Below are 19,953 nucleotides of genomic sequence, written 5' to 3'. Positions count from 1 at the left end.
CCCGCGGGCTTGACCCGCGGGTCTGTGCCCCCCAAAGCACGCGCTGCAAAGAGAGATTCCCGGGTCCAGCCCGGGGACGAAGACGGAGGGGATGGAGCAGAACGTGGGGCGCGGGTTCCTCTGCTTTGCCTCGTCGGTGTCGGGTAATGGCGAAATCATCGCGCGCTCAAGGTACCCAGCACCGACCTACCCGGCTTCGCCCGCGGGCTTGACCCGCGGGTCTGTGCCCCCCAAGCACGCGCTGCAAAGAGAGATCCCCGGGTCAAGCGCGGGGACGATAGTGGAGGGGATGGAGCAGAACGCGCCGGCTGAGGGGTCAAATGTGGGTCTGCAAAGGGACCCCTCATCCGTCTTGGACCTGACGGTCCAATCCACCTTCTCCCTCAAGGGGAGAAGGGTGGCGCTGTGCTCAACTGCAAGCGAAGCGCCTGCTGCTCTCTGGATTCCGCCAATAAATGCCGGGACAAGGTATGCGCAACGGGTATGAGAAGCGCTGGATACCGGCATGGCGCAAAAAAGCCGCCCCGAAGGGCGGCCTTAATCAATCAAGCGCCTATGCGCTTGAGGTCTGGCGGTGTCACGTCAGCGGCCAGCGCCTCGATCGCTTCGCCGACCGGCTTGACCGACTGGCCTTGTGATCCAAGCTGACGGATTGAGACGGTCTTTTCTTCCGCCTCGCGGCGGCCCGCAACAAAGATGAACGGCACGCGGCCAACCGAGTGCTCGCGCACCTTATAGTTGATCGACTCGTTGCGCGTATCGATTTCGGCACGAATACCGCGTGCCTGCAGATCGGCAACCACCTGGCGCGCATAATCGTCGGCATCCGATACGATGGTGGCAACCACCACCTGCACAGGTGCCAGCCACAGCGGCATACGACCCGCATAGCTTTCGATCATCATGCCGATAAAGCGTTCGAGCGAACCGAGGATCGCGCGATGCAGCATGACCGGACGCTTCTTGCTGCCATCTTCAGCAACATAGGAAGCCTCCAGCCGCTCCGGCATCACGAAATCGAGCTGCAAGGTGCCACACTGCCAGGACCGGCCAATCGCATCCTTCAAATGGAACTCGAGTTTGGGACCATAAAAGGCCCCCTCACCTTCCGCGATTTCAAAGGTCCGTCCGGTTGCCCGGAGCGCATCGCCAAGGCTCTTTTCCGCCAGATCCCAAACCGCATCATCTCCAGCGCGGGTTTCGGGCCGCGTCGCGAGCAGGATTTTGACCTCGGTAAAGCCCATATCCTCGTAAACGGAATCGAGTAGCGCGCAGAACGCCTCGGTCTCCGCCTGAATCTGGTCCTCGCGACAGAAAATATGGGCATCGTCCTGCGTCATCTGCCGAACGCGCATCAACCCATGCAGCGCGCCATGCGCTTCATTGCGATGGCAGCAGCCAAATTCCGCAAGCCGCAGCGGCAAGTCACGGTAAGACTTGATGCCCTGATTAAAAACCTGGACATGCGCCGGGCAGTTCATCGGCTTTAGCGCCAGAAGATTGGCATCAGGCGAAATTTCAGGATGATCGCCTTCAGTCGACGGCGTTTCATCAGGCACCACAAACATGTTTTCGCGGAACTTGCCCCAGTGACCGGACTTCTCCCACAGCTTGTTGTCCAAAAGCTGCGGCGTCTTGATCTCCTTGTAGCCGGCCGCATTCAGACGGCGGCGGATATAGGCCTCCATCTGGTTGTAAAGGACATAGCCCTTGGGGTGCCAGAATACTGAGCCCTGCGCTTCTTCCTGGAAATGATACAGGTCCATTTCCCGGCCGATCTTGCGATGGTCGCGCTTTTCGGCCTCTTCGATCATGTGGATATAATCGTCGAGCTGTTCCTTGGTGGCCCAGGCCGTACCGTAAATGCGGCTCAGCACTTCGCGATTGGAATCGCCACGCCAATAGGCGCCGGCCACCTTGGTCAGCTTGAAGGCCTTGCCCACATCCTTGGTTGAGCGCATATGCGGCCCGCGGCAAAGATCGAACCACTGGCCTTGCTTATAGATCTTGAGCTTCTGATCGGCGGGAATCGCGTCGATCAGCTCGACCTTGAAGCTCTCACCCTTGGCGGCAAAAACCTTTTTGGCCTCGTCACGATCCCAGACTTCCTTGGAAAATTCGGCGCCGCGATCGATAATCTCGGCCATTTTCTTTTCGATCTCGCGCAACTCGTCTTCGGTGAACGGATTTTCGCGATAAAAATCGTAGTAAAAGCCGTTCTCGATCACCGGACCGATTGTCACCTGCGTGCCCGGCCAGAGTTCCTGCACGGCCTCGGCCAGAACGTGCGCGGCATCGTGCCGGATCAGCTCAAGCGCTGCCGGATCGTCGCGCAAAACAAATTCGATGCGGCCATCGGCTTCGAGCGCATCTGAAAGATCGGCAAGCTCGCCATCCCAGCGCATGGCAACGGTCTTTTTGGCCAGCGACTTGGAGATACCCTCGACGATGGTGGTCCCGGTGGTGCCTTTGGCGTAATCACGCACTGCACCGTCGGGGAACGTCACCTTAATCATCGTCATATCTCCATGAATTTTCGATCATGCGCACCCATTGCGCGCAAGGCGCGTTTGATTAGCACGAAATGGCTGTCAATCCAGCCCTTTGTTATCGGATTGATCGCGTTGCAGCTTTAAGGAAAGCGCTCGTGCTGCGGCAAGTCGTCGGTTATCTCGTACCAGGGCGCCTTGGAGCCAACGAAAATGTGCATACTGGGACGGATGGACGGAGCATCGAGCAAGGTGCCAAGCGAGACGTTGGCGCGCGTTCCCTTCTGGACAATGGAATAGAGCAACGAACCGCATGTCGCGCAGTGAACGTCATGGGACTCTTCCGGCCCCTCGCCACCATAGCGCAGGACATTGCCGCTGCCGGATGTGAGCGACAGCTTCTCCGCCTCGATCCCGGCAAGCGGCTTGAACGCCGAGCCGGTCGCGCGGCGGCAATCGGTGCAATGGCAGTTGAGCGCGTAGCGAAACGCGTCTTCGACCGCATAGGTTACGGCCCCGCAAAGGCATGACCCTTTAAGCATGTGGTTCGTGCTCATGTTTCTTGTCCCCTCTCCAGCGCCCGTAGCGCCAAGGCAAATACCAGCGCGCGCCCTCCGGCAATCGCTGCGGCACCGGATCATAGCCATGTGTACCCCTGGGCCGGCAGCGCCAGATCCGCGCGGCGCCCATCCAGCCGCCGGGCCAGAACCCGTGCGCCATTATCGCATCGCGGGTAAATTCCGAACAGGTGGGCAAATGCCGGCATTGCCGCCCGGTGAAGGCCGAGAGCGAATAGCGATAAATCTGGATGAGCACATAGGCAGTCCATTTGAACGGCAGATCGACCAGTGCCCAGAATTTTGCAATCATGCCCCTGCCCGGTCCAGTGCTTCGGCGACCGCCTCAAACACCAGCAAGGTGGAAGCGTGCCGGGCAGGATAATCGCGGACCGGCTCCAGATATTTCAGATCGTCCCAGCGGCCATTTGGTGGCGGGCCGCCATTTTTGAGCATGGCGACCATGCGGTCGCGCACCTGCCGCAATTCGTCCGGCGTTGAGCCGACGATTGTGTTTGCGACGATGGCGGCGCTGGTTTGGCCAAGCGCGCAGGCATTTACGTCAGCGCCGTAGGCCGTGACGCGACCTTCGGTCACGTTCAGATCGATTTCGACGACCGATCCGCAAACGCGCGAAACTTTCTTGGCACTGGCATCAGGTGCGTCGAGGCGCGGCATCTGCCTCGCGTTTCCGGCAATTTCCAGAATGCGCTGGCTATAGAGATCTGAAAAAGACATGCCTGACACCGGTCGTCCGAAGGACAATTTGTTATCGTTCGATAAATCAGGCCAATCTGTTTTCTTGTCGAATGGCCCTGCTCGCCTATATAAGGAGCCAAGCTCGGACCTGCAAAATGTTATTGGTCCAGGTTCGACCCTGCAGCGTATAGCTTTCGATCAGCTACGCCGCTACCAGAGGAATGTTCTCGCAATGGACATGACAGCAAAGCCCAAACTCGTCTCACCGGTTGAGGCGCCCACTCCCGTTGCAAAGCCGAGCCGCGAGGAAGCAGAAGCCGCGGTACGCACGCTTATTGCATGGGCTGGCGACAACCCGAACCGCGAGGGCCTGCTCGATACGCCGCGCCGGGTGGTCGATGCCTATACCGAGTTCTTTGGCGGATACGGCGAGAATGCTACCGAAATCCTCGCAACCACCTTCAGCGAAGTCGGCGGCTACGACGACATTGTACTGGTGCGCGACATCCCGTTCCATTCCCATTGCGAACATCACATGGTGCCGTTCGTGGGCAAGGCGCATATCGCCTATCTGCCCCATGACGGTGTGGTTGGCCTCTCAAAGCTCGCCCGCGTAACCGATGTTTTCGCCAAGCGGCTGCAAACCCAGGAAAACCTGACCGCCCAGATCATCGAGGCCATCAACGAGGCGATCAACCCACGCGGTGCCGCCGTGATGCTGGAAGCGGAACATATGTGCATGTCCATGCGCGGCGTACGTAAGCATGGCTCATCCACCATCACGCACCGGTTTACCGGGGTTTTTGCCGAAGACCGGCAGGAACAGGACCGCTTCTTCGCAATGATCCGCGCCGGCAAGTAAGCGCTTGCCGCTGGCGCGGAAAAAAGAAAACAGATAAAGACCGCGCCATGACTAAAATCGCTTCCCTATTTGCCGACCCGAGCACACTTTCGAAAGATGCGCTTGAGCATGGTACGACCTTCGCGCCCAAATTCGACGCCAATGGGCTTGTGACCGCAATCACCATCGAAGAAGGCACCAATAACGTGCTGATGGTCGCGTTCATGGACGCGCAGGCAATAGCGCTGACGCTCGAAACCGGGTTCGCGCATTATTTCTCGCGCTCACGTGGCAAAATCTGGAAAAAGGGCGAAAGCTCGGGCGAGCTTCAACACGTCCGGCAGATGCGGACGGATTGCGACCAAGATGCGATCGTGCTTACCGTCGTTCAATCCGGGCACGGCGCAGCCTGCCACACTGGCCGCAAAAGCTGCTTTTACCGTCAGATCTCGCTGGTCGATGGAAAGCCGGTTCTCCAGGATGCCGGTCAGCCCCAGCTTTTCGACCCCAAGGATGTCTATAAGAGCTAGATTCGGCGCGCGCGCCGGTCGAACAGAGACGGCGCGATCAACCCAAAGATGAACCCACCAATATGGGCTTCCCAGGCGATGGGGATTTCCATGCCCGTAACCAGCGGGGCAAAGGGAATCGCAAGGTTGAGCCCGAGCCAGACGAGAATAAAGGCTCGGCTCGATTTATTGGCAAACAATTCGGCAAAGGTCGCCGTCCGGCGCCCCAGCACAATCCGTTCGCCCGTCTCGGGATCTTGACGCACGATAACCGGCTGAAAGACGAATCGCATGGCCGCTCCGGTCAGCGCAGAAACGCCACCCGAAGCCCCGATCAGCACAAGAAATTGGTTAACACTGGCCATCTGATGAGCGGTCAAAACGAGTGCGCCAGCCAATGCACCGAAGAAAAAAACGATAACGGCCGGTCCTGCTCCATAGCGGCGCGCAACCGGAGTTCCGAATACGGCAAGCCATGCCGAATTGAGAATCAGGTGCATAAAATCCACATGCAGAAAGGCATGGGTGAAACCGCTCCACAACAGCGGAGAAAACCCGCCCGGCAACGCCTCGGGCGCCACAAAGCGCAATGGGATAAAACCGAACCAAATCCGAAAGTTAGCCAGGCCATCGGAATCAAAAACGAAACTGGCGCCAAGATGAATCGCCCAAAGCAGACCAACCAGAACAGCAATGACCGAGGGAATAAGAAAAATGGGCTGCCGCTGGTTTTTCTGCTCACCGGGGCCCTGCTCACTCATCGTCGTAACATCCTCTATTTTCACGTCTTTTCAAACGGCTCGGGAGATTTCCACATTTGCAGCGTGGAAATTAACCTTAATGATTGTTTAAGGGCGATTTTCCGAACCGTTTTTGTCACTCTAGCGTTAGTTGATTTCAGCGCTCCAGACACACCGGTTGGGGGCGCAGTTTAGGGACTTAGGCCACATGCGACAGCGCAGCACAAGAACGCTCTACTCTTATTGGAACGAAATTCGCGGCGCACGCTCTACGCCTGACCGTCGCGACATCGATCCAACCCGCATTCGCGATGCATTGGCCAACACATTCATTCTCGAATCCGACGACGGTGTGGACTTCACTTTCCGCCTTGCCGGCTCACATCTTTGCGCCAGCTATTGCCGCGAATTGAAATCGCGCCCTTTCTCCACTCTTTGGAGCACCAAGGATCACGACGCGCTGGACACCTTGATCCGTGCAGTCACCGAAGATCATGCTGTTGCGCTCGTGACTTTCGAAGGCCGCACCGAACAAGGCGAACGCCTGGCCTTTGAAAGCGCCCTCTTCCCGCTGCGCCATAATGGTGTCACCAACTCCCGCATTCTCGGCAGCGTCACGGCACTCGATAACCCTTACTGGCTGGGCATCCACGCCATCACAACACAGCGCATTACCGGTTTGCGGCTGATCTGGCCTGACGATCTTTCCGACGCGCCACGCCAAGACATCGCCACGGATGTGCTCGATGACATGGCGGCGGCAATGAACAGCGGTGCTCATGCACCAATGCCTGTAACGGTGGCAGGTCTTTCCGCCCGCCGCTACGCCCATCTGGCCGTAATCGATGGCGGGAAAAACTGACCGCCATCGACAAAAACACAATTACCTCAAAATTGAACGCTCGAATTACCAAGCATTAACGCAAATCCGCCTATTGTCTGCGCAAAATGATCACTGTGACGCAGGCGGACGCAGCCGATGCTGACACCCAACGATATTCTCGAAGCGCCAGAATCGCGCGACCAGTCGCACGATGAACCGGCACGCTTCCAGAGCGTAAAAGTGTCCATTCTCGGCCGCTACATGCTGGCCGACCGGCGCGAGTTTCCGTGTCAGATCATAGAAATGTCGCCCGGCGATGCGCAGGTCATTGCGCCGATTGCCGGAAAGCAAGGCGAAAAGATCATCATCTATCTCGATCATCTGGGACGGGTCGAGGGCACGATCCTGGAATTGATCCCTGGCGGCTTTCTGATGGACCTCGAAGCGTCGCCTAGGAAACGCGACAAACTGGCTGGCCAACTGACATGGCTCACCAACAAGGACCTGCTCAATCTGCCTGAAGACCGCCGTCACGAGCGAACGGTGCCCGATATCCGGCACTCTTCGATCGTTCTGGAAGATGGGCGGCGCTACAATTGCAAGATCACCGATATTTCACTTTCCGGCGCCGCCATCGAAATGGAAGTGCGCCCCGCACTCGGCACTCCGGTTACGCTGGGCCGTATGCGCGCCCGCGTCGTTCGGCATTTCTCCGATGGCATAGCGGTCGAGTTCGCCTCGGTTCAGGAAATGCTCTCGGTCGTCCAGCAGAACCTGCGGATGAATTGACCGGCTAGGCAGACACCACCTGCACCGTCGGTCCTAGGCACAACAAAAGACCTTTCCGATCAACTGGCATCAGGTCGCCCAGCACCGGTGCTTGTGACCGCAACGAAACGCGCTTCATGCCAATTTGCATTTCAATTCCCGCATGATGAACCAAGCCTTAACCTTGATGTCGTAATTTTCATGATGTGTTTCGGCCTGTCGCGGTTGCGCCATTGATGGCCGATAGAACGCACCAATCCGCGTATCCTGGATGGGCAAGTATGCTGAGTATCATGCGTAAAGGGCTGGCTCCCATTGCTGGCGTCGTCATCATTTCCCTGCTTTCGGGATGTATTTCCCTAGGCAACTGGTTCGGGGGCCGGTCCGCGCATGAATGTCTGGTTCGGGTAATGTATTTTGAATCCAACCGCTCCAGCGAAGAAGGCATGTTGGCCGTTGGCACGGTGGTGATGAACCGGGTTTACGACAAGGCTTTTCCCAACGATGTCTGCTCGGTCGTGGGCCAGAAAAATCAGTTTGCTTCCGGTGTTCTTCAACGCCCCATGAATGAGCGGCGCCCGGTCGAACTGGCATCGCGCGTAGCCCATGAAGTGCTGCGCGGCAAACGCCACCCCGGCGTACAGGACGCCAAATACTTCCACACCGCCGGGCTCACCTTCCCCTATCGCAACATGCACTACGTGCTGGTTGCTGGCGGCAACGCGTTCTACGCACGGCGATAGCTTCTAAGGGATCCAAACCCGCGCATTGCGAACTTTCACGCCATCGGCCAGCGCTTTTTCGGCAGCTACGATATAGGTTTCAATCCAGTCCCAGACCGAGGTGTGGACCTGGCTTACACGGCCGGTGCTGTAGTCGAGTTGCCAGACAGGGCTGTCTTTCCCGCCATCGGCAAGAATAAAAACCGGATTGGCTCCGTAATGCGCGCCGATGAACATGGCGCTCTCAGGAATATCCGGATCGAACTCCCCTTCGGCGTATTCGTCCAGCACATTCAACGCCTGCTTGTTGATGCGGGGCAGTTGATCGGCGTAAATCCAATGGGCATGATCATCGACAAGATGCCCGGCGCGATGGCCGATTGTGGCAAGTATGATCTTGTATGAGTGCGGAAGCGGCCCGAAACGGTTTTCCAGCATTGCGATCTCGTCGGGCGCACAGCCCTCAATGTCCTCGGGCTTTGCTATTCCCGAGGCGATCAATCGTCCGGTGAGCGCCGTGCCATCCACAACATGAATCTCCGAGGTAAGGTTTATGCCTAACAGGTTGTGAATCAAGCAGATAAAACTCGATTCAAATCTGTCTCTTAGTTTTCGCATCGGGGAAATTTGCCCCGTCTATCGTGGTCTTCGTCGGGGAGATCACGATAATGAAAACGAAAAACATTCTTATTTCTGGCCTTTTGGCCATCGTTGCGTCAACAGGGCTCGCATCCGGCGCAGCTGCTACCGAGAGCTATTATGGCCATCCGGCCTTTGCCTCGGTTTCCGGGCAAACCTCTATTCCTGTCGGTCATGCTGAATTTTGCACCCGTCGTCCGGCTGAATGCAGCCCCACACTCGGTGCTATCGATCATGTGAAGCTGACCGATACCCTTTGGGACGAGTTGCAGCTGGTCAACAACCACTACAACATCTCGATCACGCCGGTCAGCGACATGGACCTCTATGGCGTACCTGAATTCTGGACCTACCCGGTCAATGGTTACGGCGATTGCGAAGATATCGCTCTGGCAAAGCGCGCGGCCCTCATCGAGCGCGGCTGGCATCCGTCGACCTTGCTGATGACCGTTGTTCGTCAGGCAAACGGCGAAGGCCATGCGGTTCTGATGGTCCGCACGGATCGCGGCGACCTGATCCTCGATAACCAGGATGCGCTGATCAAGGTCTGGAACGATACACCCTATACCTTTCTCAAGCGTCAGTCCCAGGCCCATGCCGGCCAGTGGGTCGACATCATCGACAACCAGGGCGGCAGTGTCACCGCAACTGCTGGCTACTGATCCGGCCCGAGACTGCGTACATCCAATCGCTCCACAGGAGCGAAAGGAGCGGACCCAGAGCAAGTGGATACCACTTGATTGGTTCGGGACCGCGACAACGAAAGATTTTGCGCAAAGCGCGACAGTCTTTTGGCCCTTCGAGCATAGCTCTCCGGGCGTTCGTCCTTCCAATCGCTCCACCGGAGCGATTGGCGCGCAAAGCGCGACAGTCCTCACTCCCCGACAGGAGTGTCACTTGGCCAGCCTCCACAGAGGCTGGCCTCTTTTTTCAATGATGCTTAGATGCCGGCGCGGGCAACGGCAACATAGGTGCCCAGGATCATAAGGCCGGTAACAAAGCTCCAGCCAAACGAAATGACCGAAGCCAGCAGAACCGAAACGGTGGATGGCGCCTTGCCCTTTTCGTGTTCCAACCCCATGCGCAACATGATGTAGGGCCCGCAAACGAAGCTCACGAACAGGTTCCAGATGCTTTCGAGAGCCGACCGGCCATCCCAGCGCAAGGCCGCCACCTGCCTGGAAATACCCTGATAAAGATGCGTGCCCATACCGGCAACGCTCAGGCCGACACCAATTATGAATAACGCCAGCACAAGTTCAGACATACGCGCCCCTCGCGAGCAAATGCCCCGGTCTCACCTTCAAGCCATCCGCGCAAAACGCGCAGACGCCGAAAACGCTCCAATTGGCTCAAGTCATAGTCGCTTATTAATAATTTGTTAAGCATATGCATTGCCAATCGAGATGTCATGTGCGCCACGCACATATGGTTAATTTAAACAGGCAGATTGGCACCACGCTATGTCACGGGACGCGAGCCAGCCACAAACAGGCGAAATTGGCGGGATTTTCTATACACTCGCACTTATCGCAGTGCTTACCGCGCTCGCGGGGCTGGGGCTCGCCTACGGAGTGTCGGCATGGTTTGAGCGGCTGGCCCAGGAACAGACCGATGAATCGCTGACAGCCACCCATATCGTAACGATTGGCGCGCAGCACTATATCGTGCCCGCTGCATTGCTGACCGATCCGGCACAGCGGCGCGACGGCTTTGCCGACCGCATGGACATGACGCTTGCACTGCCCATCGGGCCCGGTAACAGCCTGAGTGAAATTGAACTCACCATCATGCCGCGCGGGCGCGTACGATCCAGCGCGCATCTGCTGGACAATGTTTATATGCGTCAGTTCTCGGCTGCTCAGGTGCAGGGCGCGCCCGGTCTTGTGGGCAAGCCGCTCGAAGGAGATGCAGGAATTGGAGGGGAAACGGTGTGGTACGATCCGCTAAGCGCCACGCCATTCGTTGCCAAATGCATGGCGCCGGTTGCCGATCGACCAAGTGCCCGCACTTGCCTGCGCACGGTGCTGCTAAGCGACCGTAACGCGGCAGTATTTTCATTCGCACCGGATGTATTGGAAAACTGGCGTCAGTTCGACGCCACTATCGAGACATGGCTGGACAGTTTGCGCAAATAGCGCCGACGAAATCCGATTAGCTCACTTCGTCGAGATCAATATCGAGGATCGAAATCTGCACCATATAGGAGCGCTCGCCCTCATCTTCATCCACATAGATCAGGCCGATAAATTCATCGCCAAGATAAAGCTCAACGGAATCGTCCTGCTTGGGGCGCGGACGCACATCGATATTGCGGTTACCAAATTTCATCTGCAGGTATTTTTGCAGCTTGATGATTTCTTCGTGCTTCACAAAACGTCTCCACTTGGGCGCCGACCGCAACCATGCGCCCGTTTCACATTATCATTACTATGACTCTTGGTGAGCCGGGACTTTACCGATTAGTCGCTGTGTTGCAATGGCGCATGGCGATTTTCCCCATGCGCCTCCGCCCCAACGATCAATCCTTGGACACCATAACAATCTGGTCCATGACGGTAGCGGGCTGATTGCAACCGGCTTCACCGACGACCTTCGCAGGCACGCCCGCAACGGTGGTGCGAGGCGGCACTTCCTTGAGCACCACCGAACCAGCGGCAATGCGCGAGCAGTCGCCAACCTTGATATTGCCCAGTATCTTTGCCCCTGCCCCGATCAGTACGCCGTTACCAATCTTGGGATGTCGATCTTCGTCCGACTTACCGGTGCCGCCAAGCGTGACATTGTGCAGGATCGAGACGTGATCGCCGATCCGCGCTGTCTCGCCAACGACAAAGCCGGTTGCATGATCGAGCATCAGACCCTTGCCGATTTCGGCGGCAGGATGAATATCAACCTGGAAAACCTGGCTGGCACGGCTTTGCAGGTAATAGGCGAAGTCCTTGCGCCCGACCTGCCAGAGAGCATGGGCGAACCGATGCGTCTGTAGTGCCTGATAACCCTTGAAAAAAAGAAACGGTTCGATGGCACGATCACACGCCGGGTCGCGTTCCAGCGTAGCAGCCAGATCTGCGCGGGCGCCTTCTGCGATTTCAGCATGGTCGCCAAGAACGTCCTCAAATGCCTGCCGCACGAGATCGGCGGGCACATCGGGGTGATCGAGCTTTGCGGCAAGCCGATGCGCAAGCGCCGATTCAAAACTATCGTGATTGAGAACGCCTGAAATTGCCAATTGCGTGAGGAAGGGCTCAGCCGCACAGATGTTTTCCGCCTGCGCCACAAGGGCATTCCAGATGGGGTCCACGGCTGTAATATGGCTGGCCTTTTTCGCGCGCGTCGTCATCAAAATCGATCCTGCTGGCGGTCTTTCGGACCCTCTACATAATGCATCGCTTGCCATAGACAAAGGCTTTCACGGCAAATTGGTTCATAAAACCCGGATAAACGGGGATGCTTTTCCACTGTCACTGAAGTGTCGCCAAACCGTCACCCAAGTGCAATGTCGCCGTCGTAAGCCCCGCTGCACAAGCAATCGGGGGAATGCCGCATGCCCGCACCGACAGCCACGTCAACGCCGGTCAATGTCGCTGGTATCAGCCAGAAATTCGGCGATGTTCGTGTCCTGAACGCGGTAGATCTCGATATTGCCGCGGGCGAAACCGTGGCCCTTTTGGGCGATTCCGGCAGCGGCAAGACCACACTTTTGCGATTGATCGCTGGCCTGGCCCGACCCACCGGTGGCTCGATACATATCGGCGAGCGCTGTGTAGCCGACGCGAGGACCGGCGCGTTTCTTCCCCCCGAAGCGCGCGGCCTTGGCATGGTTTTTCAGGACTATGCGCTGTGGCCGCATATGAGCGTGGCACGCAATGTCGGCTTTCCCCTCGAAATGCGCGGCATATCGAAGGCAAAACGCGAGCCGAAGGTGCGCGAAGCTCTTTCAATGGTCAATCTCGACGCCTTCGCAGACCGCCAGCCGGGAACGCTCTCTGGCGGCCAGCAGCAGCGCGTGGCCTTGGCGCGTGCGATTGTGGCGCAGCCGTCGGTCATCCTGTTCGATGAACCTCTGTCCAATCTCGACCGGCATTTACGTGAGCATCTGGTGGTCGACATAGCCACCCTGCTGCGTCGCCTGGGCATGACGGCGGTCTATGTGACCCACGACCATTCGGAAGCTTTTGCACTTGCGGACCGCGTGGCGGTTCTGCGCGGAGGCGGTGTGTTACAGATCGACGCCCCGGAGGCCCTTGTTGCCCGGCCCGCATCGATAGCTGTCGCCGAGTTCTTGAAGCTCGGGCTGGTGCTGGAGGGCGAAGTTGACAGTGGCGAAATGGTTCTGGGGCAGACCCAGCGCCTCAAACCGCCTGCAGATTTTCTCAATGGCAGCCGCACTGGCCACCTGTTTGTGCCGCGCAACGCGATCCACCCCGCCCGGAACGGAGATAGCGCCTTGCGGACGACAGCGCTCCATTCCGCCTTCAAGGGCGATGGCTATGCCGTGCAGCTCCAACTCGACCACGGCCCCATACTCGATTTCTTCAGCCAGACGCGGATCGACAAGGGCGCGCCAGTCGATCTGACAATCGCCTGGGAGCGCGCACGCTGGTTTCCCTCGACCAATACTCACCACTGAACCCGATCCCGAAAGGATTGATCATGCACAAGTTTACCGCCCTGCTTCTTGCGTCTGCCGCCAGTCTGGCGCTGACAGCTGCCGCCAACGCTCAGTCCGTTACGGTTTATACCGCTGGTCCAGCCGACCTGATTGAAGAACTGGCTGCCGGCTTCACCGCTGAAACCGGCATCGAGGTCGGCATTTTCCAGGCCACCACCGGCCAGATGATGGCGCGGCTTGAAGCTGAGGCCGCAAACCCGCAGGCCGACATCGTGATTTCAGCCTCGATGGATACAGCCTATGATTTTGGTGCGCAGGGCCTCCTGCTCGACTACACCAGCCCCAACGCCGAAAACGTGCCCGATTTCCTTAAAGGTGAAAACTGGGTCGTACAGGGGATTTCCGCTCTGGCCATTGCATGGAACCCCAATTCAGGCACGCCCGAACCCACCGATTGGACCGACCTGACCGGCGAAGACTACCGCGACCTCGTCACCATGCCTGACCCGGCACAGTCCGGCTCAGCCTATGAACTCGTCGCAGCACTTGTGGCCAATGAGGCCATCGGCTGGGAGTTGTTTGAAGGGCTTGCCGAAAACGAAATGATCGTGCCCGGTGCCAATGCCGCCGCGCTCAACCCTGTATTGCAGGGCGCGAAGGCTGTTGTGTTTGGCGCTGTCGACTACATCTCATTCAACAGCCAGCAGGCTGGAGAGTCCATTGAGGTCATTTTCCCGGCCTCCGGCACCGTAATCGCACCGCGCCCGATGATGATCCTTGAGACCAGCCAGAACCAGGATGAGGCAAAGGCCTTTATCGATTACGTTCTGTCCGAAGAAGGCCAGGCAATGGTTGCAGCCACCAACCTGATGCCTTCGCGCACCGACATTGCTGCTGACCGTCCGCTGATCTCCGATCTCGATATTCTCGATGTCGATCCGGAAACCGACCGCGCGGCAACGCTGGCCCGTTTCGCTGAAATCTTCGGCATCGAGTAAGCCTTGCGCGCAGCAGTTCAAAAATTGCAACTCGGTGAAGGCGGCGCGATTGCCGCCTTCGTCGTGCCTGTGCTGGTGGTGATCGTTGTCTTTCCGCTCACCTTCATCCTGTTGCAGGCCATCTTTCCAAATCTCGGCGCCGGGTCACTGGCTGAACCGTTTTCCCGCCTCGCCGATACGTTTTCCGATCCGCGCATCGGACGCTGGACGCTCAACACAATCATGCTGGGCAGCGCCGTTGTCTTCACTGCGGCGCTGGTCGCTGTGCCTCTTGGCGTCCTGCGCGGCCTGTTCCGCGTACCACTCGCCGGGCTGTGGGATGTGATGTTTCTCATCCCCTTTGCCATCCCGCCCTATATCGCGGCGCTGGGCTGGATCATGACGCTGCAACCGCGCGGCTATCTCGATCAGATGACCGGCATCAATCTCGGGCAGTTCCTGTTCTCGTTCTGGGGCGTCGTGTTCGTGATGACACTGAACGTCTTTCCGGTCGTCTATTTTGCCGTGTCGCGGACAATGGCAACCATTGGCGGGCGTTACGTGGAAGCAGCACGAGTCGCGGGCGCCAATCCGACAATCGCCTTTTTCCGCATCACCTTACCTCTGGCGACACCTGCCATTGCAGCAAGCCTACTGCTGGTCTTTGCCATGGCGATTGAGGAATTCGGAACGCCTGCTGCCCTTGCCGCCCGCTCAGGATTTCTGGTGCTGGTCACGGGCATCGAGCAGAAACTTTCCGATTACCCCATCGACCTGCCCGGCGCTGCGCTCCTCTCCACCATCCTTGTGGGGCTTGCGATGTGCGCCTTTGCGTTACAGGCCTGGGTTGTTACGCGCCGGGATTTCCGTACCCTATCGGGAAAGCCAAAGACCGGCGACTTGACGCCACTCGGCAATTGGACCGTGCCGGTCGTTGGGTTTTTCGCCCTGATCGCATTTCTGGGTGCAATCGTTCCGGTGGCGGCGGTTTTCCTCACAGCATCGACCCGTACGATTTCGGGCGGGCTGGCCTGGGACAATTTCTCGACCATCCATTTTGAAGCCATCCTCGCCAATCGCGGCGGCGCGATGCAGGCGCTCCAGACGAGCTTGGGGCTGGGCCTGACAGCCGCTGCGCTGACCGGCATTATCGGCACGCTGACGGCTTACGTGGTCGTGCGCCACAAATCGCTTGCCAGCCGGATGCTCGATTTCCTGACGCTGGCGCCCAATACCATTCCCGGCATCGTCGTTGCGGTGGGCCTGATCCTCGCATGGACCCAACCGTGGCTGCCATTTACGCCCTACAACACGATCTGGGTGCTGGTGCTGGCCTATTGCTGCCTGTTGCTGCCCTACCCCGTGCGCTATGCAAACGCCGCACTGCGCCAGATCGGCACCAGCCTTGAGGATGCGGCGCGGGTTTCGGGCGCAAATGCGTTCGTTGCTTTCGTGCGCATAATCGTGCCGCTTATCAGCCCATCAGTTATTGCTGCCATGCTGCTGGTTTTCGCCGTCGCCGCGCGCGAACTGGTCGCAACCATTCTTCTCGCGCCAATCGGTACACGCACGGTCGCGCTCTTTATCTGGCGTCAGTTCGAGCAAGGTTCGGTGGGCCTCGGCATGGCCATGAGCACGATCGCAATTGCGATCACCATGACCATTCCCATCCTCGTGACGCTCTGGATGCAGCGCGCCGACAATCAGCCGGGATAAACCCGCGACAGAAACGCCAGTGCGCCGTTCTTGAACTGAGGATCGCCGGTTGCGCGCATGTGATCGCGGCGCTCGATCACCAGCGCCTCACCCTGCTCCAGCATATCGGCAAGCGTCTGCGGATCCCCGCCAACCTCGTCCTCACTGCCCACCGCAACCAGAACCGGCACGGAAATCGCACGAACATCGTCCTCGGCAATCCGCGTCCGCGAACCGGCCATACAGGCGGCCAGCGCCTTGCGGTCGCTGCCAGTGTGGTCGGCAAAGATGCGGAACTGTCTGCCGGTCTTGTGCGTCACCTCAGAGAGTGCCGGTGCGTTGAGCGCAGCGATGATCTCCTCGCTGTCGATCATCGGGCGCACCATATTACCGCCCAATCCGCCGAAAATCGCGCAGGCGACCTTTTCCGGGTTTTGCAGGCACACAAAGGCCGAAATCCGCGCGCCCATCGAATAGCCGATGAGAGCCACCGTCTCAAAACCCAGATGGTCGATGAGATTGGCCACATCGCGCGCCATATCGGGGGCACCGTAAACGGCAGGGTCATAGATCTTTTCGGAATTGCCATGGCCGCGATTATCGAGCGCAACCACCTGATAACCGGCCTTGGTCAAGGTCTCGACCCAACCGGTCGCGACCCAGTTCACGTTGATGTTGGAACCGAACCCATGCACCGCAACGATCGGCGGACCTTCGCCAAAAACCTCATAGGCGATTTCAAAACCTTCGGATTCAAATGTCGGCATAAGCGATTCTTTCGACTCAACAATTGGGCGGGACAGACCGGATGCCACGTCTTAACAGCCCGGTTCAAATGCGCCAACATGCCCTCTGGCCTTTGTCGCATCGACTCGGTATGGTCCGGCCGAATTTGGCACAATGGAATTATCCGTCATGGCACAGCACACCACCCCGCATTTCCACAACACCGAGGGCCTGGCCCGTATCGAAATCGGCTCGAAGGAATTCATGTGCGTGGGCGCCAAGCCGCCATTCGATCATCCGCATGTGTTTCTCGACATGGGCGCCGACAACGAGGTCGTGTGCCCCTATTGCTCGACGCTCTATGTTTACAACGCCGACCTGCCCGCAGGCACGTCCGAGCCTGTTTCAGCGATATTCCATCTCGAAGACGCCTGATCGGGCTCGCGCTTGAATGAGCGCACACCGCACAATTTATATCGCTGGCGCTGGCGTTGCCGGTCTTACACTTGCGCTCGGGCTAGCCAAGTTCGGGCTGCATGTGGTGGTGATCGAACGCAATAGCGCCGTTGGCGAATTTGGCGCGGGCCTCCAGATCAGCCCCAACGCCCGCCGCGAACTCAATCGGCTTGGACTTGACGAGGCGCTGGCGGCAAGCAGTTTCGAGCCCGAAGGCATCGATATTTATTCCGGCAATGCGGAAAAACCGCTGCAAACGCTCACGCTGGGACAAGCAGCGCGGAAACGCTACGGGCTGCCCTATGCTGTCATGCACCGGGCCGATCTGGTCGATCTGCTTTACGGCGCGGCAAAGCGCTTTGCCAATATCGAGATCGTTTTCTCGGTCGCATCCTTTGCGGTTGAGCCCGGCACCGATGGACTGGAAGTGCGCTTTACCGAACCTGACGGCAAGCAACGCCGCGCAAAGGCCTTTGCCTTTGTCGGCGCTGATGGCGTCCAGTCGGTGACACGCACCGAAATTCTGAAACTGGGTAAGGCCAATTTTTCCGGCAAGATCGCGTGGCGGACATTGATTGCGCCCGATGCTTTCCCGGATTCCCTGGCTCGGGATAAAACCAGCCTCCTGCTCGGCAGTTCATATCACGGCGTCGTCTATCCCCTGCCACATCGCGACTGCATCAATGTGGTCCTGTTCTCAAACGAGCGCGAAAAGCGAATTGCGACCCTGCCAGAAAAGGGCGCGCCGCCGATCCGCGCCCGATCCGGTCCTCTGGCTCAAATTCTGGCAGCCGGTGGCAATGCGTGGACACCGTGGGTGCTTTCGAGCGTTGAAATCGATGCCTGGCACCAGGGCGCAATCGGGCTGATCGGGGATGCGGCCCATGCCATGCTGCCCTTCCAGGCGCAAGGCGCCGCAATGGCAATTGAGGATGCTGCAACGCTTGCGCCGCTCCTTGCCGCTTCCCCCAATGCCGCGCACGCCTTTTCCCGATACGAAACCTTACGGCGCGAGCGCGTTGAAAAGGTGCAGAAGCTCTCGGCCCGGAACGGGCGGGTTTTCCACATGCGCTGGCCTTTTGCACTGGCACGCAATGCCGTTATCCTTGCACAAGGCGGAGATGGGCATTTTAAACGGTTGGACTGGCTCTATGGATTCGATACCCGGAATACGGCAATGTGAGATGATTGCCATAGCCGTTTGCATCAAAAACTGGAACCTAAAGAGGCCGGCGCCTCTTGCTCCTGAACAAACGCCCCGATCCGCCCACGCCAAGACAAAAAGAGTTTGATGCGCGTTAAACCCCAGTCACGGCTGACCCTGGTTTTCATACTCATAACTGTCTTTCTGGACATCGTGGGTTTGGGGATCATCATTCCGGTTCTGCCCAACCTGATTCTCGAGTTGACAGGCGAGACCGTCACCAATGCTGCGGTGATCGGGGGGTATCTGATTTTCGTCTATGCCTCGATGCAGTTCTTCTTCTCTCCGATTCTGGGAAATCTATCGGACCGCTGGGGCCGGCGGCCGATCCTCTTGCTGTCGCTGGTTGGTCTTTCGGCGGACTACCTCTTGATGGCATGGGCACCCACGCTGGCCTGGCTTTTTGTCGGGCGCGTGCTTTCGGGTATTTGCGGCGCGGCGATCGGAACCGCCACCGCCTATGTCGCCGACATTACGCCCAAGGAGAAGCGATCCCAGCGCTTCGGCCTGATCGGCGCAGCCTTCGGCCTGGGCTTTATCGTGGGTCCTTTCATCGGTGGCGAATTGGGTGAGTTCGGGCCCCGCGCACCCTTTTATGTGGCTGCATTCGTCGCCGCCGCCAACGTGGTCTTCGGTTTCTTCGTTCTACCCGAAAGCCTCTCGAAATTCCGGCGCCGCCGCTTCAATCTCAAGCGCGCCAACCCCCTTGGCGCCATCATGGCATTCCGCCAGACCCCTATTGTCATTATTTTGTTGGGGGCGCTGTTCCTTTTTGCATTGGCCGGCCAGACCTATCCGAACGTGTGGAACTTCTTCACCATCAAGCAGTTCGACTGGTCGCCTTCCCAGGTTGGACGTTCGCTTGGCATTTTCGGTGTGCTGTTCGCATTCAGTCAGGCCGTTTTGATTGGCCCGTCGATCAAATATCTCGGCGTTGGCCGAACGGTGCTTTTGGGCATGGGGCTGGCAATGGTTGCCTTTATCGGGGTTTCGCTGGTCGAAAGCGTAACCATGCTCTGGGTCTTTCTGGTAATCGGATCGTTCAGCGGCATCGCCGTACCGGCAATCAACGGCCTGCTGGCCAATAACGTCAAAAAGAATCAGCAGGGTGAACTGCAAGGCGCAGTCAACGCCACAAACTCGCTGACCGCAATTATCGCGCCGGTCGCAGCAACCCAGCTTTTTGCCTATTTCACAACACCCGAAGCACCTGTCTTTTTCCCTGGGGTTCCATTCTTTGCCGCAGGGATACTGATTGGGCTCAGTGCGATGACGTTCCTTTATGCGGGCTGGCGCTACAGACAAGAGCAAAAGCCCTATCGCGAGGATCGAAAGCCCCCGGCCATGACCCCGCCTGTCGGCCAGGCTGTCAATCCGCCCGACCCGGACAATCCCGATGGCGATTACGAACGCAATAGCGGCAATGGCGAGAACGATAACAACAATCAGAATGGCAACAACGATAAGCCGCCGTCAGGCCAATAGGCATGGCG

At 58.2% G+C, this 19,953-nt stretch carries 23 protein-coding genes and 1 pseudogene; 14 read left to right on the top strand and 10 right to left on the bottom strand.

Annotated elements, in window-relative coordinates:
* Positions 1-545 precede the first annotated feature (545 nt).
* The 4 genes from thrS to EO133_RS05105 all read right to left on the bottom strand — a co-directional run bounded on the left by thrS (position 546) and on the right by EO133_RS05105 (position 3,784).
* On the bottom strand, positions 546-2,516 hold the full coding sequence (gene thrS / locus EO133_RS05120; protein WP_188681923.1) for a threonine--tRNA ligase: 1,971 nt from the start codon (positions 2,514-2,516) through the stop codon (positions 546-548).
* A 116-nt stretch (positions 2,517-2,632) separates the two neighbouring features.
* Positions 2,633-3,046, bottom strand: coding sequence for a GFA family protein (locus EO133_RS05115; RefSeq protein WP_206513462.1), 414 nt, complete (start codon positions 3,044-3,046; stop codon positions 2,633-2,635).
* A complete protein-coding gene (gene yidD, locus EO133_RS05110) occupies positions 3,024-3,359 on the bottom strand; it encodes a membrane protein insertion efficiency factor YidD (RefSeq protein ID WP_127071593.1) in 336 nt (111 codons plus the stop codon). The genes EO133_RS05115 and yidD overlap by 23 nt, the downstream gene beginning before the upstream one ends.
* On the bottom strand, positions 3,356-3,784 hold the full coding sequence (locus tag EO133_RS05105) for an iron-sulfur cluster assembly scaffold protein (protein WP_127071592.1): 429 nt from the start codon (positions 3,782-3,784) through the stop codon (positions 3,356-3,358). Before EO133_RS05105 ends, yidD begins: the two co-directional genes overlap by 4 nt.
* Before the next feature lie 193 nt (positions 3,785-3,977).
* Between EO133_RS05105 and folE the strand changes: the two genes are divergently transcribed.
* Together folE and hisI are read left to right on the top strand one after the other, a co-directional pair.
* Positions 3,978-4,607: a GTP cyclohydrolase I FolE gene (gene folE / locus EO133_RS05100; protein WP_127071591.1), complete on the top strand. Its 630-nt coding sequence runs from the start codon at positions 3,978-3,980 to the stop codon at positions 4,605-4,607.
* Between the two features lie 47 nt (positions 4,608-4,654).
* Positions 4,655-5,116: a phosphoribosyl-AMP cyclohydrolase gene (gene hisI / locus EO133_RS05095; protein ID WP_127071590.1), complete on the top strand. Its 462-nt coding sequence runs from the start codon at positions 4,655-4,657 to the stop codon at positions 5,114-5,116.
* Here hisI and EO133_RS20505 read toward each other — a convergent pair.
* Complete coding sequence (locus tag EO133_RS20505; protein ID WP_244640873.1) at positions 5,113-5,595, bottom strand: rhomboid family intramembrane serine protease; 483 nt, start codon at positions 5,593-5,595, stop codon at positions 5,113-5,115. The genes hisI and EO133_RS20505 overlap by 4 nt on opposite strands.
* 21 nt (positions 5,596-5,616) lie before the next feature.
* Between EO133_RS20505 and EO133_RS20500 the strand changes: the two genes are divergently transcribed.
* The 4 genes and pseudogenes from EO133_RS20500 to EO133_RS05075 form a co-directional block, all read left to right on the top strand.
* The gene (locus tag EO133_RS20500) at positions 5,617-6,030 is read left to right on the top strand and encodes a hypothetical protein (RefSeq protein ID WP_244640872.1); all 414 of its coding nucleotides are present in this window, start codon (positions 5,617-5,619) and stop codon (positions 6,028-6,030) included.
* 13 nt (positions 6,031-6,043) lie between these two features.
* On the top strand, positions 6,044-6,697 hold the full coding sequence (locus EO133_RS05085) for a PAS domain-containing protein (RefSeq protein WP_127071588.1): 654 nt from the start codon (positions 6,044-6,046) through the stop codon (positions 6,695-6,697).
* Between the two features lie 117 nt (positions 6,698-6,814).
* A complete protein-coding gene (locus EO133_RS05080) occupies positions 6,815-7,447 on the top strand; it encodes a PilZ domain-containing protein (protein WP_127071587.1) in 633 nt (210 codons plus the stop codon).
* A gap of 260 nt (positions 7,448-7,707) precedes the next feature.
* A pseudogene (locus EO133_RS05075) lies at positions 7,708-8,166 on the top strand (cell wall hydrolase); the annotation flags it as partial.
* A 6-nt stretch (positions 8,167-8,172) separates the two neighbouring features.
* On the opposite strand, the gene EO133_RS05070 reads toward EO133_RS05075, so the two are convergent.
* Positions 8,173-8,724, bottom strand: coding sequence for a hypothetical protein (locus tag EO133_RS05070; protein ID WP_127071585.1), 552 nt, complete (start codon positions 8,722-8,724; stop codon positions 8,173-8,175).
* Positions 8,725-8,816: 92 nt separating this feature from the next.
* On the opposite strand from EO133_RS05070, the gene EO133_RS05065 reads away from it, so the two are divergent.
* Positions 8,817-9,449 carry a transglutaminase-like cysteine peptidase gene (locus EO133_RS05065; protein ID WP_127071584.1) on the top strand — a complete coding sequence of 211 codons (633 nt, stop codon included), beginning with the start codon at positions 8,817-8,819 and terminating at the stop codon, positions 9,447-9,449.
* 278 nt (positions 9,450-9,727) lie between these two features.
* Here EO133_RS05065 and EO133_RS05060 read toward each other — a convergent pair whose 3' ends face one another.
* Entirely contained in the window at positions 9,728-10,054 is a 327-nt protein-coding gene (locus EO133_RS05060) for a DUF6949 family protein (protein WP_127071583.1), read from the bottom strand.
* Positions 10,055-10,250: 196 nt separating this feature from the next.
* Here EO133_RS05060 and EO133_RS05055 point away from each other — a divergent pair, with 196 nt between their 5' ends.
* Positions 10,251-10,925, top strand: coding sequence for a hypothetical protein (locus tag EO133_RS05055; RefSeq protein ID WP_127071582.1), 675 nt, complete (start codon positions 10,251-10,253; stop codon positions 10,923-10,925).
* Positions 10,926-10,941: 16 nt separating this feature from the next.
* Here the strand turns inward: EO133_RS05055 and EO133_RS05050 are convergent, their stop codons facing one another.
* Positions 10,942-11,160, bottom strand: a complete 219-nt coding sequence (locus EO133_RS05050; RefSeq protein WP_127071581.1) for a DUF3126 family protein — start codon at positions 11,158-11,160, stop codon at positions 10,942-10,944.
* A 148-nt stretch (positions 11,161-11,308) separates the two neighbouring features.
* Positions 11,309-12,136: a serine O-acetyltransferase gene (gene cysE / locus EO133_RS05045; RefSeq protein WP_371870944.1), complete on the bottom strand. Its 828-nt coding sequence runs from the start codon at positions 12,134-12,136 to the stop codon at positions 11,309-11,311.
* A gap of 198 nt (positions 12,137-12,334) precedes the next feature.
* Here cysE and EO133_RS05040 point away from each other — a divergent pair, with 198 nt between their 5' ends.
* The 3 genes from EO133_RS05040 to EO133_RS05030 are packed head-to-tail and all read left to right on the top strand — an operon-like array spanning position 12,335 to position 16,095.
* Positions 12,335-13,420 (top strand): ABC transporter ATP-binding protein, encoded by a 1,086-nt coding sequence (locus EO133_RS05040; protein WP_127071579.1) that lies wholly within the window; start codon positions 12,335-12,337, stop codon positions 13,418-13,420.
* 23 nt (positions 13,421-13,443) lie between these two features.
* Positions 13,444-14,400, top strand: a complete 957-nt coding sequence (locus tag EO133_RS05035) for an ABC transporter substrate-binding protein (protein WP_127071578.1) — start codon at positions 13,444-13,446, stop codon at positions 14,398-14,400.
* Positions 14,401-14,403: 3 nt separating this feature from the next.
* On the top strand, positions 14,404-16,095 hold the full coding sequence (locus EO133_RS05030) for an ABC transporter permease (RefSeq protein WP_244640871.1): 1,692 nt from the start codon (positions 14,404-14,406) through the stop codon (positions 16,093-16,095).
* On the opposite strand, the gene EO133_RS05025 is transcribed toward EO133_RS05030, so the two are convergent.
* Positions 16,083-16,841: an alpha/beta fold hydrolase gene (locus EO133_RS05025; protein WP_127071577.1), complete on the bottom strand. Its 759-nt coding sequence runs from the start codon at positions 16,839-16,841 to the stop codon at positions 16,083-16,085. The genes EO133_RS05030 and EO133_RS05025 overlap by 13 nt on opposite strands.
* A 148-nt stretch (positions 16,842-16,989) precedes the next feature.
* Between EO133_RS05025 and EO133_RS05020 the strand changes: the two genes are divergently transcribed.
* The 3 genes from EO133_RS05020 to EO133_RS05010 all read left to right on the top strand — a co-directional run bounded on the left by EO133_RS05020 (position 16,990) and on the right by EO133_RS05010 (position 19,945).
* A complete protein-coding gene (locus EO133_RS05020) occupies positions 16,990-17,235 on the top strand; it encodes a zinc-finger domain-containing protein (protein ID WP_127071576.1) in 246 nt (81 codons plus the stop codon).
* A gap of 16 nt (positions 17,236-17,251) precedes the next feature.
* Entirely contained in the window at positions 17,252-18,439 is a 1,188-nt protein-coding gene (locus EO133_RS05015; RefSeq protein WP_127071575.1) for an FAD-dependent monooxygenase, read from the top strand.
* A 108-nt stretch (positions 18,440-18,547) separates the two neighbouring features.
* Positions 18,548-19,945, top strand: a complete 1,398-nt coding sequence (locus EO133_RS05010; protein WP_127071574.1) for a TCR/Tet family MFS transporter — start codon at positions 18,548-18,550, stop codon at positions 19,943-19,945.
* Positions 19,946-19,953 lie beyond the last annotated feature (8 nt).

It is taken from the genome of Pelagibacterium lentulum, assembly GCF_003992625.1.
Taxonomy (GTDB): domain Bacteria; phylum Pseudomonadota; class Alphaproteobacteria; order Rhizobiales; family Devosiaceae; genus Pelagibacterium; species Pelagibacterium lentulum.
The sequence above is the reverse complement of the archived record's forward strand: the minus strand, read 5'-3'. Positions and strand labels throughout refer to the sequence as shown.